At 36.1% G+C, this 24,504-nt stretch carries 12 protein-coding genes; 11 read left to right on the top strand and 1 reads right to left on the bottom strand.

Annotated features, from left to right (window positions below):
• The first annotated feature begins 336 nt into the window (after window positions 1–336).
• The 11 genes from DW121_RS03090 (at window position 337) to DW121_RS03040 (ending at window position 22,889) form a co-directional block, all read left to right on the top strand.
• Complete coding sequence (locus DW121_RS03090; protein WP_233514839.1) at window positions 337–3,501, top strand: SusC/RagA family TonB-linked outer membrane protein; 3,165 nt, start codon at window positions 337–339, stop codon at window positions 3,499–3,501.
• 16 nt (window positions 3,502–3,517) lie between these two features.
• Window positions 3,518–5,590, top strand: coding sequence for a RagB/SusD family nutrient uptake outer membrane protein (locus tag DW121_RS03085; RefSeq protein ID WP_117710426.1), 2,073 nt, complete (start codon window positions 3,518–3,520; stop codon window positions 5,588–5,590).
• 513 nt (window positions 5,591–6,103) lie between these two features.
• Window positions 6,104–7,387, top strand: a complete 1,284-nt coding sequence (locus DW121_RS03080; RefSeq protein WP_117710425.1) for a Gfo/Idh/MocA family protein — start codon at window positions 6,104–6,106, stop codon at window positions 7,385–7,387.
• Window positions 7,388–7,393: 6 nt separating this feature from the next.
• Window positions 7,394–7,654 (top strand): hypothetical protein, encoded by a 261-nt coding sequence (locus DW121_RS15795; protein ID WP_117710424.1) that lies wholly within the window; start codon window positions 7,394–7,396, stop codon window positions 7,652–7,654.
• Window positions 7,655–7,674: 20 nt separating this feature from the next.
• Complete coding sequence (locus tag DW121_RS03070) at window positions 7,675–9,093, top strand: Gfo/Idh/MocA family oxidoreductase (RefSeq protein ID WP_118323008.1); 1,419 nt, start codon at window positions 7,675–7,677, stop codon at window positions 9,091–9,093.
• A gap of 26 nt (window positions 9,094–9,119) precedes the next feature.
• Window positions 9,120–10,460 (top strand): DUF1080 domain-containing protein, encoded by a 1,341-nt coding sequence (locus tag DW121_RS03065; protein WP_117710422.1) that lies wholly within the window; start codon window positions 9,120–9,122, stop codon window positions 10,458–10,460.
• An 81-nt stretch (window positions 10,461–10,541) separates the two neighbouring features.
• Window positions 10,542–11,399 (top strand): FAD:protein FMN transferase, encoded by an 858-nt coding sequence (locus tag DW121_RS03060; protein ID WP_117710421.1) that lies wholly within the window; start codon window positions 10,542–10,544, stop codon window positions 11,397–11,399.
• A gap of 145 nt (window positions 11,400–11,544) precedes the next feature.
• A complete protein-coding gene (locus tag DW121_RS03055) occupies window positions 11,545–15,507 on the top strand; it encodes a hybrid sensor histidine kinase/response regulator transcription factor (protein ID WP_117710420.1) in 3,963 nt (1,320 codons plus the stop codon).
• Between the two features lie 121 nt (window positions 15,508–15,628).
• On the top strand, window positions 15,629–18,697 hold the full coding sequence (locus DW121_RS03050) for a SusC/RagA family TonB-linked outer membrane protein (RefSeq protein ID WP_118323007.1): 3,069 nt from the start codon (window positions 15,629–15,631) through the stop codon (window positions 18,695–18,697).
• 20 nt (window positions 18,698–18,717) lie between these two features.
• A complete protein-coding gene (locus DW121_RS03045) occupies window positions 18,718–20,427 on the top strand; it encodes a RagB/SusD family nutrient uptake outer membrane protein (RefSeq protein ID WP_117710418.1) in 1,710 nt (569 codons plus the stop codon).
• A gap of 101 nt (window positions 20,428–20,528) precedes the next feature.
• On the top strand, window positions 20,529–22,889 hold the full coding sequence (locus tag DW121_RS03040) for a sugar-binding domain-containing protein (RefSeq protein WP_118323006.1): 2,361 nt from the start codon (window positions 20,529–20,531) through the stop codon (window positions 22,887–22,889).
• A gap of 162 nt (window positions 22,890–23,051) precedes the next feature.
• On the opposite strand, the gene DW121_RS03035 is transcribed toward DW121_RS03040, so the two are convergent.
• Entirely contained in the window at window positions 23,052–24,212 is a 1,161-nt protein-coding gene (locus tag DW121_RS03035; protein WP_117710416.1) for a site-2 protease family protein, read from the bottom strand.
• Between the last annotated feature and the right edge of the window lie 292 nt (window positions 24,213–24,504).

Raw genomic sequence — 24,504 nt, 5'->3', positions numbered from 1 at the left:
GAAAATTGGGTATTGCTATGTAGAAATGCTTATGATAATAACTTCTGTATTGTTATGGTTGGCGAATTTGTGGGTAGCATGATAGGGTTGTATGCTACTATAATTGCATTTAATAATTATGTGGTACAAAATCTCTACATATGAGATTTTGCTTGTTCTTTGATAATATTATTAGTTCAGTTAGTATTTATATAGAAATATATCCCTAAGAACGCTTAATAATAATATTGTCTTCTCTATTTCTTCGATAAACGATGGTTTATCACGGGAAGGTTGTAATATTTTTATCACAAATATTACAAAATACATATTGTTATATTAACTAAGTTTTTTTTAATGATGAAAAACACTATTTTTTATTTTAAACAATTGATGTTGCCATTTTTGCTTTGTTTTGTAGCAATATGGGCGAATGCACAAAATCAAGTTGTAAAAGGTACAGTAAAAGACGTCTTAGGAGAGGCCGTGATTGGCGCTAACGTAACAGAAGTTGGTACTACTAATGGTACTATTACAGACATTAACGGTGATTTCTCTTTGAATGTTTCTCCAAAAGGAAAACTTCGAATTTCTTTCATTGGCTATCAAGTACAAACAGTGGATATTGCCGGACGAAAGAATTTAGAAATAATATTGAAAGAAGATACTGAAACTTTGGATGAAGTAGTAGTAGTAGGTTATGGTACTGCAAAAAAACGTGATCTTACAGGAGCTATTACTCAAGTAAAAGCTGAGAATTTGATGGCTACTGCACCTACTAATATACAAGAAGCTTTGCGAGGTAAGGCTGCGGGTGTTATGGTAGCCGGTGGAGGGTTGAATGATACACCTATGATTCGTATTCGTGGAAATCGTTCTATTTCAGCTAGCAATGAACCTTTGTTTGTTATAGATGGTGTACCTGTAAATGGAGGATCTGATGTGTTAAACCCCTCAGATGTTGCATCTATTGAGATTTTAAAAGATGCTTCTGCTACAGCAATCTATGGAGCGCGCGGTGCCAATGGTGTTATTTTGGTTACTACTAAAAAAGGTGAAGTTGGTAAAGTGAATGTTGAGTATAATGGATATCTTTCTATAGGTAAAGTGGATGAATATCGACGTGTGCGCAATGGAGCAGAATATTTGGAATATTTACGTGAGGCAGACCGCAATTATATATATGATGGAGAAGGCGGTTATTCTATAGATCCTAGTTGTACTTATCCTTCTATGACCCCTAATTGGGAATATGATCAAAGATTGGAATATGTAGGTTCACGTGATATTTCTGGATATGTTTTGGAGTCTGTAAAACGTGCTTGGGAAGGTGGAACATATGATCCCTCAAAATTACGTACTTTTGACTGGCAAGGTGCTGGTATGCGTGATGAAACAATTTCACATAACCATAATATTAGTATCCGTGGCGGGAACGAGAATACCAAAGTTTTCATTTCAGGTTCTTTTATGGATAATAAGGGTATCACACCACGCTCTTATCGTAAACGCTATACGCTACGTATGAATTTGGATCAAAATTTGGGTAAATATATTACCATGGGAGCTACAACTAACTTTGCTTATTGGGAATATTTCAATGGTACTGGGGTTGGTGGTAATTGGAATCCTCTTGGTACTCCGTACTATTCTCCAGGAGGTAGTGGCGATTATGGTGTAGGTGGTGATGTAACTCAAGATGGTGATCCCGCGTTAGGATTGGTTCCTCATCCAACTGGTGAAGGAATGTTATGGAATCCTTTTTATGATTTTACTGGAACAGAAGGCAAAACCAAAAGAAACCGTATTGATGCTACTCTTTATGCCATGATTAAACTGAACAATGGTCTGTCTTATCGTGTTAATTTTGGTACTGATTATTATAGTGGACAAGAACAAATGTTCTATGCTAAAGCATCAACTTCACAAGGATTTGGTAATGCTAAGGCTGAGCAAAAAGCTGTTTTTGATAGAGGTTGGACCTTGGAACATATTCTTTCATATGCTAAAACCTTTGGACAACATAGCCTGAATCTGACAGCTGTACAATCAACTCAAAAGTTTACGCAAGAACCTCTTACCGCTAGTGGTGTAGGTATTCCTTTAGAATCGCAATTATATTATAATTTGGGTAGTGCTACGACACAAGGTGTTACCAGCAATTTTACCCAATGGACCTTGATGTCATGGATGGGGCGTGCAATTTATGGTTTTAAAGATAATAGATATATGGTAACGGCTTCTTTACGTTATGATGGCTCTTCTCGATTAGCTGATGGGCATAAATGGGTAGCTTTTCCATCAGTAGCCGTTGCATGGCGTATTTCCGATGAATCATTTATTAAAGATAATATTAGTAATATTAGTAACTTAAAACTTCGTTTTGGTTATGGTAAGACTGGTAACTCAGCTGTTAATCCTTATGAAACAGTTGGGAAAATCAGTAGTAGTCGTTATACCTGGGGTAACATAGGAGCTTTAGGCTATGCACCAAGTTCACTTTCTAATAAGGTATTAGGTTGGGAAACAACCGGACAGTATAATGTAGGTCTAGATTTTGGATTTTTCAATGGGCGTATTTCTGGTAGTATTGAGTGGTATAAGCAAAATACATATGATTTGTTGATGCCACGTGCTCTTCCAGAAGTCTCAGGCTTTGGTAGTATTACAGAAAATGTTGGAGAGACTGAAAATAAGGGTCTTGAAGTTACATTAGAAACTGTAAATTTTCAAACAAAAGATTTTAGCTGGACTACTTCATTGCAATTTGCTACCAATAAAGAAAAAATTGTAAAATTAGCTAGTGGATTAAAAGAAGATGTTGCCAATATGTGGTTTGTTGGTCATCCTGTAGATACTTTTTATGATTATGTAAACACGAAATACGTGTGGGGGTATTCTAAAGAAGATATGGCAGAGATGGCAAAATTCAATGCTAATGGACATTCTTATAAGCCAGGTGATTTACGTTTTGTTGATTTAGATGGTAATTATAAAATTGATGCTTATGACCGAACTTTCCGTGGGCAGAAAATGCCTAAATGGACAGCTGGTATGGGAAATACATTCCGTTATAAAGACTTTGATCTCTATATTTTTATGTATGGTATGTTTGGACATACTATTTATTGTGATCCGGGAGTAGGTCATGATGGCCGTATGAATACTCGTTATGCAGATTATTGGACGCCAGAGAATACTCAGACTCAATTCAGAAAACCGTCTAAGGGGGATGCTGATCAACCTAATAGAGAGGCCTATTGGTATAATAAAGGAGATTTTGTTCGTATTTCAGACATAACTTTGGGTTATAGCCTTCCGAAAAATATCATTAAATATGCAGGATTGGAAAGGGCGCGTTTCTATGTACAGTTACAAAACCCTTTTACTATAACAGGTTATCCTAATAATGACCCGGAAGGTTCTGTTAAGGCGGGACGCACGTGGGATCGTAAACAAGAAGCATATAACGATCCAATGACAATGAGAAATTATATATTTGGTGTTAATCTAACTTTTTAATCAATAAATAATAAATATGAAAACTCATTTCAAGCATATATTCATTGTAGGTCTGTTAGGATTTAGCCTAACTTCCTGTTCGGATTTCCTAGATGAAAAGGGTTATAATGCAGACTACAGTCATTATGAGACAGCTGCAGGTGTAGAGTCTCTTGTTGCATCATGTTATCAGAATGGACGTGGTATGTTCTCAACATCCAATACGCCTTCGGGTATTATTTTCCAAGAGATAGGTACGGATATGTATACTATTGGTGGTGATGGAGGTACAGATTTTGCTCTTTATACCTCTACGATGAATCCCTCAAATGAAACTTTTTCAGCTTTTTGGACCGATTGTTATAATGGGGTAGCACGTGTCAATTTGGGATTACAATATCTTGCTTCAAATACGGAAATGAAAGAAGATATAAAAAATATCCGTGAAGGAGAATTAAAATTCTTACGTGCGTATTACTATTCGGTATTGGCGATTCATTATGGCGATTGTCCATTGGTGTTAGAACCGGTAGATAAACCAACATTTAATTTTACACGTGCACCTCAAAAAGATGTGTGGAAGCAAATTATAGACGACGCTACTGATGCTTATAATTTGTTACCTTGGGCGGATGCTGAAGGTAAGGTAACGGGAGATTATGGACGTGCAAGTAAAGGTGCAGCAGGTCATTTGCTAGCAAAAGCTTATATGTTTCGCTATAGCCAGAAATGGGCAGGTAATCAGTCTGATACTCATATGAATGAAGAACGAGGAGGGGAGAATACTGATCTTGATAAGGTGATTGAATATGCAAGTGCCGTGTGTCATTTCGGTGCTGGAGCTGGAAGTGGAAGTTTGCATAACTTAGCTCCGGATTATTCTGACTTATGGCGTTTTGATCCTAAAACAGGAGGTCCTACTCCTGATGATTATGCAGGTTCTGAAGTATTATTTAATATTCAATTTTCTACTGATCATTTCTATAATAATCAATTAGCTACGGATGTGAATACAGGAGGAAACTGGCTCCATATGATGTTTACTAGTCAGGCAGAAGGTATGCCTTTGAATACCGTAAACGGAAGGGGCTCTGAAACAGTAAAATGGGGTGTAAGCAATGGTATTGGACGAGATCTTATAACAGGACGCCCTTGGAGAAGAGCTTCACCTACTCCCTTTTTATATGAGGATGACGGTTTGTATGGTCCTCAATATTATATGAGTAATAAGCATGGAAAACTAATAGATGCACGCTTATATAAATCACATATTTGGGTATATTATTGTAATTCTGAGCCAAATGTCCCTTGGGAAAGTTTTTCTAATGCGGTTGGTAATTTTGATCCTACTAATATTGGAAAAATAGAAGGTAAAAATCGTTATACTATAGGAGATACTGCAATTGTATTTTCCATGGAAGACGTAGATAAGCGTTTTTCAACAGGAACAAAATCTGAGAAATTAGCTTATGCACGCGCTATAGAGCCATATTGGTATATACCGATGCAATCAATTAATAGACCAGGACTGAATGAGAGAGGAGATCGTGATGGCATTAGAAATACTTATCCTTCATTGATTAAATATTTAGACAGCCGACGCACATCGGCTAATGATCAAAGTGGTTATCGCGATTATTTCTGTTATCGTTTGGCTGAAACATATATCATATTGGCAGAGGCGTTTGCTTTGAAAGGAGATTATACCAATTCAGCTGCTGCTTTGAATGTAGTACGTGAACGTGCAGCATGGAAAGATGGGGAAATGAAAACGCCTAATTTTTATAAATATGATGGTGGAAATCTTGCAGACATTAGTAAATCTACTATTGAGGAAATGAAAGTATCGGCTGATTTTATAAGCCAAATGGATGAAGAAGAAAAACTTATATTTTTCTTAGATGAATATGGTCGTGAAATGGAAGGTGAATTGCATCGTTTTGAACAATTAGTCCGTAATGGTGCGGATTTCTTTGTGGAAAGAATAAAAGAACGTAATGAACTTGCTAGAGAAAACATTAAACCTTTTCATCGTTTTCGTCCTATTCCACAGAAACATATAGATCGTTTGGAACCGGCGGATCCTAATCCTCAGAATTATGGTTATTAATTATGTGTGATAAAATGTGTATTTAGAGTTTGTGTATTTTTGAGTATACGACTCTAAATACATATCAAATATTAGCTAAAATGGCATTTCATACCGTTTTAGCTAATATTTATTAAAGGATTGTCAGGTGTGAATAAAAGAGTTGTAATGATGTTAAGTTTGTTTTGCTCTGTATTTGGGGTAAGGCTTAATAGTTCTTCCCCGGATTTCATACTTGTCCTAGTGCTTGCTGCGTAGAAAATAATTTTTACTTAGTAAATAGTGTTTTTCTGTATTTTCCAGGAGTTTCGTTTTTTATATAGTAAGGATTTAATTTTTTGTTCAAATATTAAATTCTTTCAAAGAAGTATATTATGAGAATTGACTGTTCAAAAATATTAGGTGGAGTTATCATATAAATAAATATATTTTTTTTGATATTTTTGTAGAGTAATTGTATTCTACTAATGTTGTACAGTAAAATTGGTTTTTGATATAATTACTTGTATAACCTTATTTGCAGATGGTTTAATTATGAAAGATACATTGATTAGCCGACGTGATTTTTTGAGAAATTTGGGAATGATAGGAGCGGGAACTTTGTTGTCAGTGAGCCCATGGCTTTCGGCTTTTTCGGAAGTTGTGGAAACATCCAATGAAAAGTGCCGTTTAGCAATTGTTGGTCCTGGATCAAGAGGGCGTTTCTTAATGAGTTTCTTATTACAAAATCCCAAGGTAGAGATTGTGGCGTTATGTGATATTTATCAGCCTTCTATAGAAAAAGCATTAGTTTTAGTTCCACATGCCAAGGTATATACCGATTATCGGAAGGTATTAGAAGATAACACCATTGATGCGGTATTGGTGGCCACTCCTCTTAATTCCCATTGTCGGATAGTGTTGGATGCTTTCGATGCTGGTAAGCATGTGTTTTGTGAGAAGTCTATAGGCTTTACAATGGAAGAATGTTTTCGCATTTATAAAAAACATATTAGTACAAATAAAGTGTTTTTTACAGGGCAACAACGACTGTTCGATCCACGATATATTAAAGCAATGGAAATGATTCATGCCGGGATCTTTGGTGAAATAAATGCGATCCGTACGTTTTGGTATCGGAATGGAGATTGGCGGAGGGAAGTTCCTTCACCCGATTTAGAACGATTAATCAATTGGCGTTTATATCGTGAATATTCTAAAGGGCTGATGACAGAGTTAGCTTGTCACCAGTTGCAGATAGGAAGTTGGGCTTTGCAAGAATTACCGGATAAGGTTATGGGACATGGGGCAATAACTTATTGGAAAGATGGTCGGGAAGTATATGATAATGTAAGCTGTATATATGTATTTGAGAATGGAGTTAAACTGACATTTGATTCTGTTATATCCAACAAATTTTATGGTTTGGAGGAGCAAATAATGGGTAGTTTGGGAACGGTAGAACCTGAAAAGGGTAAATATTATTTTGAAAATATTCCTCCGGCACCTGGATTTTTGCAGATGATAAATGAATGGGAGAATAAAGTGTTTGATTCTTTGCCTTTTGCCGGAACAAGTTGGGCTCCGGAAACAGCTAATGAGAACAGTGGGGAATTTATTTTGGGTGAAAGACCTAAATCAGATGGTACATCTTTATTGCTGGAAGCTTTTATTGAAGCTGTTATTACCCAAAAACAGCCTAAGCATATAGCTGAAGAAGGCTATTATGCAAGTATGCTTTGCTTATTAGGTGATCAAGCCTTGCAAGAACAACGGACTCTTAGTTTTCCGGATGAGTACAAAATAGATTATTTAAATCACCATTCTAAAATAAGCTGACAAACTATGAAAGATACACTTATTACCGCACGTCGAAAAAAAAATGAATTATTTACTTGGCTGATATGTTTTGCGATAGCCAATTTACTGAACTTGTATGCCATAATTGCTTATAAGACTTCTTTTCAGGAACTGTTGACTTCTTTTTTTTATGTCATTACATTTTCGTGTGCGCTTTATGTACTATGGACTGTATTACGCCTCTTTTTTTATGGAGTGAGAATCTTGTTTATATTTTTTTTTAAAAAGAAAATATGCAATAAATAACTTATAAATACTGGAAAAATATGGCAACACGAAGAGATTTTTTAAAGACAATGACAATGGCTTCTGCAGGATTAGCGTTAGGAGCAGGGGATATATTGGGGGCTCAAACTTTTACATCACAAAGAAAGATTGCAGATAAAGTGAAGATTGCCTATATTGGTATTGGAAATCGTGGAGAGCAAATTATTGGAGATTTTGCTCGTACCGGTATGGTAGAAGTGGTAGCTTTATGTGATGTTGATATGGGAGCTCCTCATACTCAGAAAGTAATGAATATGTATCCGAAAGCGAAGCGTTTTCGTGATTTTCGTCAAATGTTTGATAAAGCTGGTAACGATTTTGACGCAGTAGCTATTGCTACTCCCGATCACTCTCATTTTCCCATTAGTATGTTAGCCTTGGCATCAGGCAAGCATGTTTATGTGGAGAAGCCTTTGGCGCGTACATTCTATGAGGCGGAACTACTTATGCAAGCAGCACTGAAACGTCCTAATTTGGCTACTCAGGTAGGAAATCAAGGACATTCGGAAGCTAATTATTTTCAGTTTAAGGCATGGATGGATGCAGGTATAATTAAAGATGTGACAGCTGTTACAGCGCATATGAATAACCCGCGTCGCTGGCATGGTTGGGATACCGGTATTTATAAACTTCCGGTAGGGCAGCAATTACCTAATGATATGGATTGGGATGCATGGTTGGGGGTGACTCCGTATCATGAATATAATAAAGATTATCATTTAGGACAGTGGCGCTGTTGGTATGATTTTGGAATGGGATGTTTAGGTGATTGGGGAGCTCACATTTTGGATACGGTTCATGAATTCTTAGAGTTAGGATTGCCGTATGAGGTATCAATGCAATACGCTAATGGACATAATGATTACTTCTTTCCTTATTCTTCTACTATTTTATTCCGTTTTCCACAGCGTAAAGGGATGCCTCCGGTTGATATTACTTGGTATGATGGCTTAGATAACCTGCCTCCTCTCCCTATTGGTTATGGTGTATCTGGCTTGGATCCGAATATTCCTAAAACTAATCAAGGAGATACACCGGCTTCCAAATTGAATCCGGGTAAGATTATTTATACTAAGGATCTGATTTTTAAAGGAGGAAGCCATGGTAGCACTCTTTCTATTATACCGAAAGAGAAGGCTAAAGAGATGGCTAATAAGCTTCCGGACGTACCTAAAAGCCCGTCTAACCATTTTGAAAACTTCTTATTGGCTTGTATGGGGCAGGAAAAGACCCGTTCTCCATTTGAAATTAATGGAGTATTAAGCCAGGTTTTTTCTTTAGGGGTGATAGCACAGCGCTTGAATACTCAATTGTTCTTTGACTCGCGTATGAAGCAAATTACAAATAATGAATTTGCTAATGCGATGCTGGTTGGAGTGCCACCTCGTAAAGGCTGGGATGAATATTATAGATTATAGTGGCTAATTTAATAAATGTAACCAATATGAAAAGAATTTATTTATTGTTTTTGTGTCTATTTTGTGCTTTGGCTATGCAAGCACAGAATTGGGAATATATTTTTAATGGTAAAAATTTGAGGGGTTGGAAAAGATTGAATGGAAAAGCTGAGTATAAAGTTATAGATGGTACAATTGTGGGTACCTCGAAGTTAGGGACACCCAATACTTTTTTGGCTACCCAAAAAAAATATGACAATTTTATCTTAGAGTTTGAATTTAAGATTGATGAGGGGTTGAATTCCGGAGTACAATTGCGTAGTGAAAGTAAGAAAGATTATCAAAGCGGTCGTGTGCATGGTTATCAGTTTGAAATAGACCCCTCTGCACGTGCTTGGTCTGGTGGCATTTATGATGAGGCTCGCCGCAATTGGCTTTATCCGTTGACTCAAAACCCGTTGGCCAAAACAGCTTTTAAAAATAAGGAATGGAATAAAGCTCGTATTGAAGCGATTGGCAACTCTATTGCTACATGGATAAATGGAATTCCTTGTGCTAATATTTGGGATGATATGACCCCTTCCGGTTTTATCGCTTTGCAAGTACACGCTATTGTAAATGTCGCTGATGAAGGAAAAACTGTCTGTTGGAAGAATATACGCATTTGTACTACAGATGTAGAGCGTTATGCGACAACTGTCAAAGCACCGGAAATAAATGTGATTTCTAATACTCTTTCTCCAAATGAGACGAAAGATGGTTGGCAGCTTCTTTGGGATGGTAAAACATCAGAAGGTTGGAGAGGTGCAAAATTGGATGCTTTCCCAGAGAAAGGCTGGGTAATGGAGAATGGTATTCTTAAAGTCCTAAAAAGTGCTGGTGCAGAGTCTGCAAATGGTGGTGATATAATAACAAAGCAGAAGTATAAAAATTTCATTCTTAAAGTGGACTTTAAGATTACTGAGGGTGCTAATAGTGGTATAAAGTACTTTGTTAATCCGGATATGAATAAAGGGGCGGGGTCAGCTATCGGTTGCGAATTCCAGATTTTAGATGATGATAAGCACCCTGATGCCAAATTAGGAGTAAAAGGTAATCGAAAATTAGGTTCACTCTATGATTTAATTCCTGCTCCATCAAATAAACTTTTTAACAAGAAGGATTTTAATACGGCTATGATTATTGTGAAAGATAATCGTGTAGAACATTGGCTGAATGGAGTAAAACTGTTGGAATATACTCGTCAGAATGAAATGTGGAATGCTTTGGTTGCGTATAGTAAGTATAGGAATTGGGAGAACTTTGGTAATTCGGAATATGGGAATATTCTATTACAAGACCATGGTGATGAGGTTTGGTTTAAAAATATTAAAATCAGAGTACTGTAATTAATTTTATATTTAAGAGGGTATATCTAAGAATAAGTAAAAGTTTTCTGATATACTCTCTTTTATTGTCTTAATAGAGGCATGAAGCAGAAAACTATTGGTATTATTCAGAATTATTATAAATATTCTCCTGCTTATGGTGGTATATTTTATGCCTGGTTTTCATCTATGCATACACGTACTGATATTGTACTATGCGGTCACCAGAGTAAGAAACAGTTTTTAGTTGTGGTAAATGAGATTTATGAACGGTTATGCCATATAGAAAAGTTAGGTAATTGTTATGACACAAGCAGTGAGTTGGCACGGCTAAATCAGATGGCTGCTATATATCCGCAATCGGTTAGTGATGAACTTTACAATATACTTGCATTTTGTATGGATTGTAATACCCGCACTAATGGTCTTTTTGATGTCACTGTTCATTCAGCAGATTATACTTCGGATACGATTTTAGGGGTTCAATTGTTTCCGGAGAGTCATATGCTGTTTCTTCAACATCCTGGAATCAATATTAATCTTTCTGGCTTTTTGAAGGGGTATGCTTTGGAGAATATACGTGGGATTTTGCAATTTTATGGGGTGCAGGATGCTTTAGTGAATATGGGTAACAGTTCTGTTCTTGCTTTGGGAAAACCTCCTTTGACGGATGGTTGGAAGGTCGGTTTTGGGCAGGATGTTGTTCCGCAAAAAGAAAAACAAGAGATTTTGCTTCAAAATGAATGTTTAACAGTTTCAGGTAACAATTCCTTTAAACGAAAACATATTATTACTCCTAATTCCGGAAAGTTGGTAGAAGGTAAATGGGCTGTTGCAGTAGTTACAAAAAGTGGAACAGTGGGGGAAGTGCTGTCTACAGCCTTATTTGCTGCTGATGATAGCCAATGGGGACTTTTGGAAACAGAGTTTTGTCCTCGTTTAGTATTGAAGGTGGTTTAATGGAGAGATGACGTTGGTCTATACTGATTTAGTAAAATGTAGTAACAGAACTAATATTTTTCAAGGATATAATTTATTATTTAATTAAGATATTATTATATAAAAACGAAGATTTTTCTTTAAGTTTGCAAAAAACACATCGACTATGAGATATCTTCTGCTGTTCATTTTATATGTTTGTTGTTGCCTATATGGTTACGCCCAGCCAATTATAATGTATGATGATGATAATCTATCGTGTAGTCGTATTCTTTCTTTAGAGCAAGATGCGTATGGATTTATATGGATTGCAACAGAAGACGGCTTAAATAAATTTGATGGCTATACATTTACTAACTATTATCATGATGCAAATGATTCTACATCTATAGCTTGCAATTATATAAATAAGGTCTTTTCTGATTCTCATAAACGGCTTTGGGTAGCAAGTAACAAAGGTATTCAGTATTATTTACCACAACAAAATACTTTCCGAACCATTAACCTTCCTGTCCAGTCCAATCCTAATGTTACATCAATCATCGAATTACATAATGGTAATATTTGGATTGCTGCTTCTGGATCAGGCTTGTATACTATTGATCCTCATACAGATCGGGCTGAACAACTAACTTGGATAGGAAAACATTGTGATTATTTATACGTAAATTGCATTTATGAAGATACAAAACATGATGTTTGGATTACTTATCTTGATAATCAAATAGCTCGTATTTCTCCCGAGAGCAAAGAAATAGTTACTTATACGTTGCCATATACACCTTTTCCGAAAGTATATGGTATGAAAGAAGATGCTCAAGGGAATTTGTATATTGTCACTTATAATGATGTGTTGGTAAAAACTCCGGAATCTAGTCATTTTCACTCTGTACGTACTGCAGATAATCGAAGTGTAGTAGCTCGAGGTATTACTAGAACTAAAGATGGTAAGTTATGTATAAATACAGTAAACAATGGATTGATGTTCATTGATACAAAACAGAAAAGATTATATTCAGAAGATTTCTCTAAAAATGCATTCAATGAATCAATGTATGGAGAAATCATTTGCTTTTTGGAAGATACTGAAGGCAATAAATGGTTAGCTTATCGCCGAAAAGGATTGGTGATGATACCCGATGAAGATACGCTTTTTTTAACTCTAAATTTTGCGACTTCACCGATTCAAGGTTTTCCAACTACTATTTATCAAAGTCGTGACAATCATTTATGGGTAGGTAATTGGGATGGTTTTCTCCAACAATTAGATGAAAATGGAAAACAGCTTAGCCAATATAGCCTTCCTCATTATCCTAGAGCTATTTATGAAAGTAAAGATAAAATTCTTTGGATAGGGAGTAATGATGGGGGGATTTCTCAGATTAATTTGCATACAGGTAATATTTTTCAGACTTCTTTGTTTGCTAATAAAAGTATCAATAGGATTATTGAGGGAAGTAATAATACTCTCTATCTGTCCTGTCCTGGTAATGGATTAGGTATTTACAATCTTACTACTAATGAAAGCACGCTCATTTCCTATCAAACTCCTATGAAAAATCAAGTTACATTAGGTAACGATTGGATAAATGACTTGTTATGTGATAAAGATAGCCTTATCTGGATTGCTCACTTCTTGGGAATAAGATGTTATGATAGTTCTAAGAAGATATTTCTTGATCTTCCTATTAATCAGAGTTTGAAAGACTATGTCTGTTATGTACTTCTAGAAAGTGAGGACGGATATTTATGGATCGGTACTAATAATGGTATTTATATTTATAATAAAAAAGAACAAACTCTTCAACATATTGGGAAAAAGGAAGGTATATCCAGCAATGTCATCTGTGGCTTAGAAAAAGATAAACAAGGGAATATTTGGTGTAGTACTTACAAGGGTATCTGTCGTATTGAGAAAGAAACTTATAGGATAACGACCTATTATTCAGGGAATGGGTTAAGAGATAAGGGATACATTACTGGCATATCTTTGAAAGATAAAAATGGATATATTTATTTTGGTGGACCTTACGGTATTACTCGTTTTATGCCTGATAGTATTCAATTTAGCAAACCGTTGCATATCCCGGTTCTAACAGGTCTATATGTAGATAATGTTCCACTAAATGCTTCACAATCAACGTTACATCCAGAAGACTTAATAGATACTTCGTCTGTTTATACAAATAATCTATATTTTTATCCCAAAAGCAATACTTATTCTTTTGAGTTTTCTACATTTAATTTTCATAATCAGAGGAATACTTATTTCAAGTATCGTTTGAAAGAATTGGATACTAAGTGGAATCATACGTTACTTGGAGAAAACCGGATTACTTATAATTATCTTCCATCTGGGCAATATACTCTTGAAGTGCAAGCTTATGAGAATAATATTTCATCTCCAGCGCGTAGTATTTTGATTTATATTGCTTCACCTTGGTATCTTACTCCATGGGCATGGACTACCTATTGTGCTGGGATTATTTTGACTATCATTGGGCTTGTATGTGTATATCTTCGTCATGAAAACCATAAAAAAAGAGATGAGATTAATGAAGAAAAAATTCGTTTTTTTATTAATATAGCTCATGAAATACGTTCTCCATTAACATTAATTATTAATCCGTTAAATGAACTGCTTAAGAAAAGTACAGATTCTGATATATTAAGAACGTTGAGAATGATGGAGCAGAATACTAATCGTATTATGAATTTAATAAATCAACTTCTTGATATCCGGCGTATTGATCAAGGACAAATGAAAATAAAATGTAGAGAAATAGATCTAGTTAGTTTTATTGATGAGATTTATAAAATATTCAATTATCAAGCGGCTAAACGAAATATAAGTTTAATTTTCACTCATTCATCAGAAAAACTTCTAGTTTGGATTGATGTAAAGAATTTCGACAAAGTAATTATTAATTTATTATCAAATGCATTTAAATATACACCTGATGGTGGAGAAATAGAGATAGTGCTTACTGAGGTGGAAGATCGGAAGAAAGATGCGTCATTAAAGAGTTATGCTGAAATTTGTGTACGAGATACAGGTAAAGGTCTTAATAAAAAAGATATAGAAAGAATATTTGAACGTTTTTATCAGTCGCCTTCCGACTCAATTCGTAATATAGGCTTTGGAATAGGATTGAATTTGACTAAAATGTTAGTTGAGCTTCATCATGGTACTATTAAAGCTGACAATCGCTCTGACAAGCCGGGAAGCTGTTTTACTATACAAATTCCGTTGGGAAATGGCTTTTTAGCCCAAGAAGAACGGGAAGAAATAGCAGAAGAAAGAACCCCTATTCATGATATTTCTATGGAAGAATGGGAAATGGAAACAAAGAGTATTATATCTAACAAGAAAAGCAAGTATCGAATCCTTCTTGTAGATGACGATACTGTTTTGTGTGGATATTTGCAAGATAAATTGGGAGATATCTACAAGATCACTGTCTGCCATAACGGACAAGAGGCACTTCAAATTGCAATGAGCTCAACCTTTGATTTGGTTATCTCAGATATTGTTATGCCCATAATGAATGGATTTGAATTATTACATAAAATTAAGCGAACGCCACAGATAGGATATTTGCCTGTTATTTTACTGACATCACAAACTGAACTAGAGAATAAAATTAAAGGTTACAAAGAAAGAGCAGATGCTTTTCTTCCTAAACCTTTCAACATCGATGAGTTAATCATACTTTGTACTAATTTAATTGAAAATCGTATTCTTATAAAAAGTAGATATAATAATCTGGAAAAAGACATAAAACCTATTGATATTAAAGCCAATGATGAATTATTCCTTGAGCGTCTCGTGAAAGTCATTAATGAGAATTTATCAGATGTTGATTTTACTATTGAAAACTTGGCAGAGGAAATAGGGATAAGTCGGGTACAACTTCATCGTAAATTAAAGGATCTTATGGGTGTATCGACCAGTGAATTCATACGTAACTTACGATTAAAACAAGCAACTATTTTGTTAAAAGAAAATAAAGTAAATATATCTCAGATTGCTTATGCTGTAGGTTTCTCAAACCCGATTTTATTTTCTTCAGCGTTCAAGAAAACATATGGATGTACTCCTAAAGAGTATAGAGAGCGGAATATGTAACAAAGTAGGATGTAAAATGTAACACCTGTTTACAAATAAATAAGTAACATGTAACAATAATCTATAACGTTTCATAGCTGTATAATTACTTTTGGAAGGTAATTCTAAAATTTAATTAGTTATGAAAAATGCTTTTAATTTTAAGTCATGGATAGTTCTGACTATTCTGCTGACGTATTCGTTGGGAACATGGGCTCAATCCATTACGTTAAAAGGGGTCGTAAAAGACGATTTTGGCGAAAGTATCATCGGAGCCAGTGTTTTGCAAAAAGGAACAACGAATGGTACAGTTACCGATTTAAATGGTAGTTTTACCTTAACTGTACTAGGTAAAGATGCTGTATTATCTATTTCATTCTTAGGTTATCTTACGCAAGAAATAACTGTGGGCAACCAAACGCACTTCAATATCCTTCTAAAAGAAGATACACAAAAGCTGGATGAAGTAATTGTTATTGGTTATGGTACAGCAAAAAAAAGTGATTTGACAGGGGCTGTTACTCGTGCTGATATGGGTGTGTTGGAGAAATCACCTAATGTAAATGTGTTGCAAGGCTTGAAGGGGGTTGTTCCAGGGCTAAATATCGGTATAGCAACAAAAGCAGGAGATTCACCTACTGTATCTATTCGCGGTCGTAACTCAATTTCCGGTTCTACTGAACCATTAGTAGTATTGGATGGGGTCATTTATCGTGGTAATATTTCCGATATTAACCCGAGTGATATTGCAGCTATTGACGTATTAAAGGATGCTAGTAGTACAGCAATTTATGGTTCACAAGCAGCTAATGGTGTATTAATGATTACGACTAAAACAGCTAAAAATGTTTCTAAGCCTATTATTGAATATAGTGGTTCGTTTACTTTACAGGGATTGATTAATAATGATATGAAACGCCTTGACCGGGACGGCTTTGCCACTCAAGTAGCTGATATTAAATTAGCCGAGAGTCGCATGGGGGCTGATATGTTACAGCGTAATCCAGATTTTAATCCTGCTACTTATTTTAAAGATGGAGAAGTGATTACTGGTTATAATAATGGTGTGAATACCGATTGGTGGGATTTATTAACAGAGGATATGCCATATATTCAGAATCATAATATTAGCATTCGTGGAAAAACAGAAAAGAATAGCTATTTTGTTTCTTTTGGATTTACTGACCAACAAAATTTGGTTGTTAACGATACGTACAAACGTTATAATGTACGTATGAACTTAGATAGTAAAATAACAGATTGGCTGAAGGTTGGAACTTCTTCCTATTTTAATGTAAGTGATTTTTCTGGTGTTAATACTTCTTTTAGTAGTTTGTTTAGTATTCCGGCTTCTGCCACTCCATATGAGGAAGACGGTAATACTTTGAAAATACAGCCTTTGGTAAGTACTGTAAATCCTTTATTGACAATGAATAACCCAAATAAAGATATACGTTATAATTTGTCTGGTAATGTATATGCTGATGTTAGTATTCCTTGGGTAAAAGGATTGAGCTACCGTATCAATTATGCTAATAACTGGACTATTTATAATTATTATAATTTTGATCCGTATGGTAATACATTATTGGGGCAAGCAGAGAAGAAACATACAAACCAGAACGAATGGACATTAGATAATATTATTACCTACCAAAATACGTTCGGGAAGCATTCTGTTAATGCTACATTTGTATATGGTGTTGAAAAACGTGCATACGAGTCAACTGATGCCATTGCCAAAACATTTAATGACAAAACTTTGGGCTATAATAATATGGCAATGGGACAAGCTGATTTAAATACGATTAACTCAAATGCTTGGGAGGAAAGCAGTTTATATAATATGTTACGTATAGTTTACACGTACAATGATCGTTATATTTTTACTGGAACTATTCGTCGGGATGGTTTTTCAGGTTTTAGTAGTGGTAATAAGTTTGGCTGTTTTCCTTCGGTAGCGGCAGCATGGAGACTTTCAGAGGAATCTTTTATTAAAGATAACATTAAATGGATTGATAATTTGAAGTTACGTCTGTCTTATGGTACTAGCGGGAATAGGACTAGTGGTCGCTATGCTACTATGGCACAAATGCAAAATACTAACACGTCCTATAATAGTGCAGGTTATGTATATGGTGATGGTTCAACAGGTGGTTTGATGCAACTGATGAAAACCTTACCGAATCCTGACTTGAAATGGGAAACAACTAAATCAGTCAACTTAGGTCTTGATTTCAGTGTATTAGGCGGACGCGTGTTTGGTAACTATGAATTTTATGTATCTAAAACCAGCGATTTGATATACGATGTTGAGATTCCTCATATGAATGGTATGGTTACTAATAGTATTCCTACCAATATCGGTAAGTTGCGCAATATTGGACATGAATTTAGTATTACAGGTATTCCTATTGTTAACAAGGACTTTCAATGGACTATTACCGCTAACTTCTCACTAAATAAAAATAAAGTGGAGAGTATATTGGGTATTGATGCCAATAAAGATGGTAGAGAAGATGATTTGATAGCAAGTAATATTTTTATTGGTGAACCTTTAGATCCGGTTTACGATTATAATATTATCGGTATGTGGCAAGTGGAGGATTATAATAAGGGTATTATTCCTGATGGCTTTTTATATGGTACTTACAAAATAGAAGATGTCAATCATGACAATGAATACACTGCAGAAAAAGATCGGAAAATTCTTGGCTATAAGGACCCTTTGTACCGTTTTAGTATCCAAAACAACTTTGCTTATAAAGACTTTGAACTGAATGTTTTTATAAATTCCGTACAGGGAGGTAAAAATTACTATTTAGGACAACCAGCTGGAGATTTAGCTATTCCGGATCATTTGTTGAGCAGTAGTTTTATGAAGTTTGATTATTGGACACCGGAAAATCCGAATGCCCGATATCGTCAATTGGGATTTTATACAAACTCATTGGGGCAAGGATTTTCACCTTATATCTCACGTAGCTTTGTTCGTTTGCAGGAATTATCTTTAGCATATAATCTGCCTAAAAAGTTCTTAAATAAGATTCATGTAAATCGTGCGAAAGTGTTTATCAGTGCATCTAACCTTTTTACTATAACAGGTTGGGATGGATGGGATCCGGAAGCTGGACAAGGTATTAGCTATGATTTGGATGGAGGTTATCCTACTATGAAGAGTTATACGCTGGGATTAAACTTTGAATTTTAATAAATAAAATACGTATCACAATGAAAACTTTGAAATATATATTTGCGGCTGCAACATTATCATGTTTAGGTACAGCTTGTAATGAAAGTAGTTGGCTGAGGGAGACCCCTTATGATTTCTATACACCGGAAAACTCCTATAACACAACTTCTCAATTTCAACAAGCGTTAAATTATATGTATGACCAAGTGCGTGGAATGCATTGGAAGCTAGGTGATCAACATATGGCTTTAATTTGTAGTGATCTTGCTTCTGGAGGAACCGATACTAATCCTGTTGCTAAATTTAATGATTACAAAACATTTATCACTCCCTATACTTATGTGGCTAGTTCGTTTTGGGATATAGCTTATGCAGTCATAGCTAATGCTAATACTATTATCAATCGTATTGATTTGGAGAATGAAACAGGTGAAGCAGACAAAAAAGTAATTAAAGGGCAAGCTCTCTTTTTTCGGGCTTATTTTTACAATTTCTTAGCTAACCTGTATGGTGGTGTTCCCTTGGTGTTAGAAGAGGCCACAGAACCGCGTAAAGATTATGTTCGAGCAACGCGTGGAGATACGTACGATCGAGCACGTCAGGATTTGGAAGATGCCATTAAATTGCTAAATGATATTACGAAGGCAAAGGAAGGTGAAGTGAATATTCAGGCAGCTCAACACTTGCTGGCTGAAGTTTATATCTCTCTCGGAAATTATCCAAAAGCTATTGAAGCTGCTACAGCTGTTATTACTCACCAAAGTATGGGATTGATGAAAACACGATTTGGCTCTCGTAAGGAAGAGACGGGCGATCCTTATTGGGATTTATTTCAGTTAAATAACCAAAATCGCTCAAGTGGTAATACTGAAACTATTTGGGCTTTGCAATATGAATATAAAAATTCTGGCTCTCCGTATAGTAATGAAATGCCACGTTGGTTGCTCCCTTATTATGAGGGTTTGAATGTGCCAGGCAAAGAAGGTAAAAATGTAAAAGCGTTTACTCTCAATACAATGGAAAAGGGGGGGAGAGGTATTGGAACCATTCGCCCTACCGACCATTTTCTCAAAGAAATCTGGGAAACAGGAGATATTCGTAATTCTGAACTTATGATTATACGAGATTCTCGGGTTGATAACCCTGAAGCAAAAGATTTTGGAAAATGGGTTATGGCTGATGGATTATATGATGGTTTTAATAAGGAGCAGCAAACTCGTCAATTCTATCCGTTTATTATGAAATTCAGTCAAGTGGGAACTTTAGAGGAAGATAACTATCAAAAAAATGGTGATGGTACGTACAAAACTACAGCATTGGGTGAACATGGGATAGTATATGCTTGGGGAAGTTTAAGTGCTAATACTTCTATGAAAGATGAATATATGTATCGTTTGGCAGGAACTTATCTTCTGAGGGCGGAGGCTTATTTTTGGAATAATGAGCCCAAGAAAGCTATGGAGGACTTGAATGAACTTAGAAGTCGTGCACAGACTCGCCAGATCACTGATCCAGGTGAGGTTACACTTGATTTTATTTTGGATGAGCAAATGCGTGAACTATATTTTGAGGATTTTCGTGTACCTACTTTGTGTCGTCTAGGTAAGATGGTGGAACGTTCCAGGAAATATAATCCATTTGGAATGAACGTAGGTGATCATCAAAACCTCTTTCCTATTCCATATAGCGAAATAGAAAAAAATATATTTGGTAAAATAGATCAGAATCCACAATATGAAGGATTTTAGAAATATATGTAATTTCTTTAATCTTTGATAGTGCTTCATGATGCAAGAAGCTATGTCTGCCTAAATATCAAACTCTAAAAAACATTATAACAAGTATTGTTATGAAGAAATTATTATTATTGTGTTATTTTGCAATAACGGGAATTATCGGGATATTTGCTCAGGGAGAAAGTCGGTTGAAAGATAACTTTGACTTCGATTGGAAATTCTCATTAACTGATAGCCATCAGTATGCCGATCCGACATACAATGACCAGTCTTGGGAAAATATTCAGTTACCGCATGATTGGAGTATTAAATTAAATTTTGCCCCGTCGGTTAGTGGCTCGGCGGCCCATTTACCTGGTGGTATCGGCTGGTATCGTAAAGCATTTATTGTACCAGTTTCTTATAGAAATAAATCTGTATCAATTTTATTTGATGGTATTTTTCATCAAAGTGATGTTTATATTAATGGTAAGCATTTAGGATTCCGTCCGTATGGGTTTTGTAGTATCGAGTACGATTTGACTCCGTATCTAAAGTATGGCGAAAAGAATATCATTTCTGTTCGCGTTGATCGCTCGGGAAAAGATAATATTGCTCGTTGGTACACGGGGTCAGGTATTTATCGTCATGCGTGGTTGATTGTAACTAATCCTATGCATGTAATTAATAATGGTACTTATATTACTACACCCGAAATCAGTACCAAACAGGCAAGTGTAGATGTTGTGACGAGTGTTACTAATTACTCTTCTCAAGCAGAAACCGCTACGCTTTTGCAATATATTCTGAATGAGGAAGGAAAAATTGTTGCTAAAAGTGATAACCAAAAAGTAACAATTCAGTCTAAAGATACAGTTAATATTGCGCAGCAATTAGCATTGGAGTTTCCGGTACTGTGGTCAATTGACAATCCGTTTATGTATACTATGAAAACCGTAGTGAAAATTGGACGAAAAACGGTTGATGAGTATTGTACCCCTTTTGGAGTACGTACAGTAGAGTTTACAGCTGATAGGGGTTTTCTTTTGAACGGTCAGCAAACCAAGCTTAAAGGTTTGTGTTTGCATCAGGATGCCGGCGCATTAGGGACGGCTGTGCCTGACCGAAGTAGTGAACGGCGTTTGGAGATTTTAAAAGAATATGGTTGTAATGCCATCCGCTGTGCACACAATCAGCCCTCACCGGAATTTCTGGATATGTGTGACCGTATGGGATTTATTGTGATTGATGAGGCATTCGATAAGTGGAAATCTGGATATTATGCAAAATATTTTGATGAATGGTGGCAAAGAGATCTGGAAGACATGCTATTACGTGACCGCAATCATCCATCGGTAGTTTTGTGGAGTATCGGAAATGAATTGCAGGAGGCATGGGAAAGTTCTGATGAAGGGGTGGAGCGTGCCAAAATGTTGCAAGATTTTGTTCACCGGAAAGAACCGAGCCGTATGGTAATTCTTTCAGCACAAAATAACCATCAGGAGAAATTCTCTGGTGTAACAGACGTTATCGGGTATAATTATTTGGAAGCGCGCATGTTGAGTGACCATAAGAAGTTTCCGGAGCGCCGTTTTATGATTACTGAAGAGTTGCCTTATTACAGTGGTGAAGAGGGAAATATTCGTAGCTATACTCCGTATAATCCGTGGAATATCATTGCTGAAAACGAATTTGTTGCCGGTGGATTTATTTGGTCGGGAGTAGATTACTTGGGTGAAGCAGCTAGTAGAGAGAGTCATGGATGGCCGAATGGATTGTTTGATGTTTGTATGTTTGAAAAACCTCGTGCAGCTTATCATCGTGCCATGTGGAACAACAAACCATTGGTGAGTATTGCTTTTCTAGACCCTTCTCTTGATATTGATCATGGAAGAGATTTGTGGCAATGGCCTAAGATGGCCTCACATTGGAATTTACCGAGAACGTATGTAGGACAGGTCATCCAAGTATGTACAATTACTAACTGTGAAGAAGTTGAAATGTTTATGAATGGTAAATCCATGGGGAAACAAAAGGTAGCTGACTTTACAAACAATATTATTATGTGGAACATTCCTTATCGTCCGGGAACATTGGAAGCAAAGGGATATAATGGCGGGAAAGAGGTGGCAATTTCTAAACTTACTACATCGAAAGATACAGATCACCTGACTTTAACACCCGATCGGACAATGCTTAAAGCTGATGGGCAGGATTTGTCGCATATCGCTATTCAGCTGTACGATAAAGATGGAAATCCGGTACAGACAGATGATAAAGAACTGACTGTTACAGTGGAGGGTGCTGGAAAATTTTTGGGTATTGATAACGGGGATTTGAGACGCCAGCATTCATTTAGCGGAAATACATTGAAAACCTATTTCGGTAAAGCACTGGTTGTGGTGCAATCGTTGCGTAAAGTTGGTACAATGATAGTAAGTGTGAAACTGGAAGGAAAAGAAATTCCTTACACAGTTACCATTCAGTCCAACTGATAGAAATCAAATAAATCATTAAAAGAGTGTATCTGCAAAGGTACACTCTTTTAATATCATATACGTGTCTTGTTTATAGAAAGAGAGTATTAAATGTATACGAAATATATCAGACTGCCTTTACTCGGGTAATTTAGGTAATAGGCTTACTTAGACTAACATTTATTCAGTTTCTTTTTGGGGTGAGATAGCCAGAATTGCTTTCATTTGTGCAATGTCCGAGAGAACCTCCCCTTGCATTAGGTATTTCTCTTTTTGTTGGCAGACAGTGGTATAGATTTCTTTAGCTTTGGTATAATCCTTTTCCCGATAAAGTGCTAAGGCGCAAAGTATCCGTTGCTTGGATGACATTACATTCTTGTACTGGTTGATGTATTCCTTTAGCTCATCGGTATATGCTTTTTCAGCCTGTTCCATCCGTCCGGTTACCAATGACATGAATAACAATTCGCATTTTACTTCACATATCAAAAGGCCGCCTACCTCTTTCTCGTGCTGTGCTACTTCCTGCAGTGCTTCGTATGCTTCTTCCCATTTCTTTTGGTCTTGCAGGCGGGCAATGTGTATCAATAATGTGGCAACTTGCAAGGTATCTTTGTATTGAATGCCTTCTGGTGGTCGAAACCATTCTTCGGACATATCTTTGGGGCGCATACCTTCTTGCACCAGGGCATTGATACGTAGCTGGGTGATTAGTGCCTGTTTACTTTTCTTGTTTTTGAGAAGTAAGCGTATATTGCCAGCATCATTGCAGATACCGTTTATCCTCATGGGGATACCGTTCATCATTACCATTATCAGACCTATGATAGTAACCAAGGTGAGTCCGAACTTTGGAAAAAAGGGCATTCCGTTTATGGTAATTAGAAGAGAAAGGGCAATGATGCTAGTCAATAGATTGGTAAGTACACCACCTAGATTGTATAGGATGGTTGGCACTCTTTCCAGAGGTTTTTCGGGGGGGACAAGCAGGCATTGTCCGCCTGTACCGGCAATGCTAAAACGTTTGATGCATAGTTTGTTGTCCTTCCGGATAAAAGTAAGGTTGAAGATGCGAAAAGATACGAAACGATAGCCGGTGGCCAATCCGAAGACTAAATGACCACCTTCATGCAGAATGACTTGTAGGAAAAGAGCCAACAGTAAAAGTAGTATAGACATCAGAAATATGCCTACTATTTCCCAACAGCTGATTGTGGTAAACCTATTAGCTAAGTTGTCGAATGATTCTCCGAAAAACAAGAGCTTTGCTCCCGTTACCCCACCAAAACCGATGCATGCTCCACCAAGAAATCCTCCTATAAACTTGAATGCCTTTTTCATATTGTTCTTTAATGAATGATAGTCTTTGTCACCAAAGGTAAGAATTTTTATACCTTATTATCTAAAGAATCAGTTTTTTCTTTAGAGGAAAGGCATAGAAAAGGTGCTTTTGATGTATTGTAGATTGTTCTTGCAGTAGCACAGTCTTTTTTGTAAAGAGGTGATATGCTTGATAGTATTTTCAATTTTAGATTTATCCATAATGTCATAGAATTTGTAAAGTGTATAAACAGAAAAAGTGCACCAACTTAATGATGTCCTTTCCAGTACAATTTACCGGCGTATTTCGTTT

The organism is Bacteroides sp. AM10-21B, from assembly GCF_003472565.1.
In the GTDB taxonomy this organism is placed as follows: domain Bacteria; phylum Bacteroidota; class Bacteroidia; order Bacteroidales; family Bacteroidaceae; genus Bacteroides; species Bacteroides propionicigenes.
This window is presented reverse-complemented; position numbering and strand designations above follow the sequence as displayed.

What these genes read in the sequence shown, in the direction of transcription:
- DW121_RS03090 (WP_233514839.1), top strand. Translation starts at nt 337, where the DNA reads ATGATGAAAAACACTATTTTTTATTTTAAACAATTGATGTTGCCATTT.
- DW121_RS03085 (WP_117710426.1), top strand. Translation starts at nt 3,518, where the DNA reads ATGAAAACTCATTTCAAGCATATATTCATTGTAGGTCTGTTAGGATTT.
- DW121_RS03080 (WP_117710425.1), top strand. Translation starts at nt 6,104, where the DNA reads ATGAAAGATACATTGATTAGCCGACGTGATTTTTTGAGAAATTTGGGA.
- DW121_RS15795 (WP_117710424.1), top strand. Translation starts at nt 7,394, where the DNA reads ATGAAAGATACACTTATTACCGCACGTCGAAAAAAAAATGAATTATTT.
- DW121_RS03070 (WP_118323008.1), top strand. Translation starts at nt 7,675, where the DNA reads ATGGCAACACGAAGAGATTTTTTAAAGACAATGACAATGGCTTCTGCA.
- DW121_RS03065 (WP_117710422.1), top strand. Translation starts at nt 9,120, where the DNA reads ATGAAAAGAATTTATTTATTGTTTTTGTGTCTATTTTGTGCTTTGGCT.
- DW121_RS03060 (WP_117710421.1), top strand. Translation starts at nt 10,542, where the DNA reads ATGAAGCAGAAAACTATTGGTATTATTCAGAATTATTATAAATATTCT.
- DW121_RS03055 (WP_117710420.1), top strand. Translation starts at nt 11,545, where the DNA reads ATGAGATATCTTCTGCTGTTCATTTTATATGTTTGTTGTTGCCTATAT.
- DW121_RS03050 (WP_118323007.1), top strand. Translation starts at nt 15,629, where the DNA reads ATGAAAAATGCTTTTAATTTTAAGTCATGGATAGTTCTGACTATTCTG.
- DW121_RS03045 (WP_117710418.1), top strand. Translation starts at nt 18,718, where the DNA reads ATGAAAACTTTGAAATATATATTTGCGGCTGCAACATTATCATGTTTA.
- DW121_RS03040 (WP_118323006.1), top strand. Translation starts at nt 20,529, where the DNA reads ATGAAGAAATTATTATTATTGTGTTATTTTGCAATAACGGGAATTATC.
- DW121_RS03035 (WP_117710416.1), bottom strand. Translation starts at nt 24,212, where the DNA reads ATGAAAAAGGCATTCAAGTTTATAGGAGGATTTCTTGGTGGAGCATGC.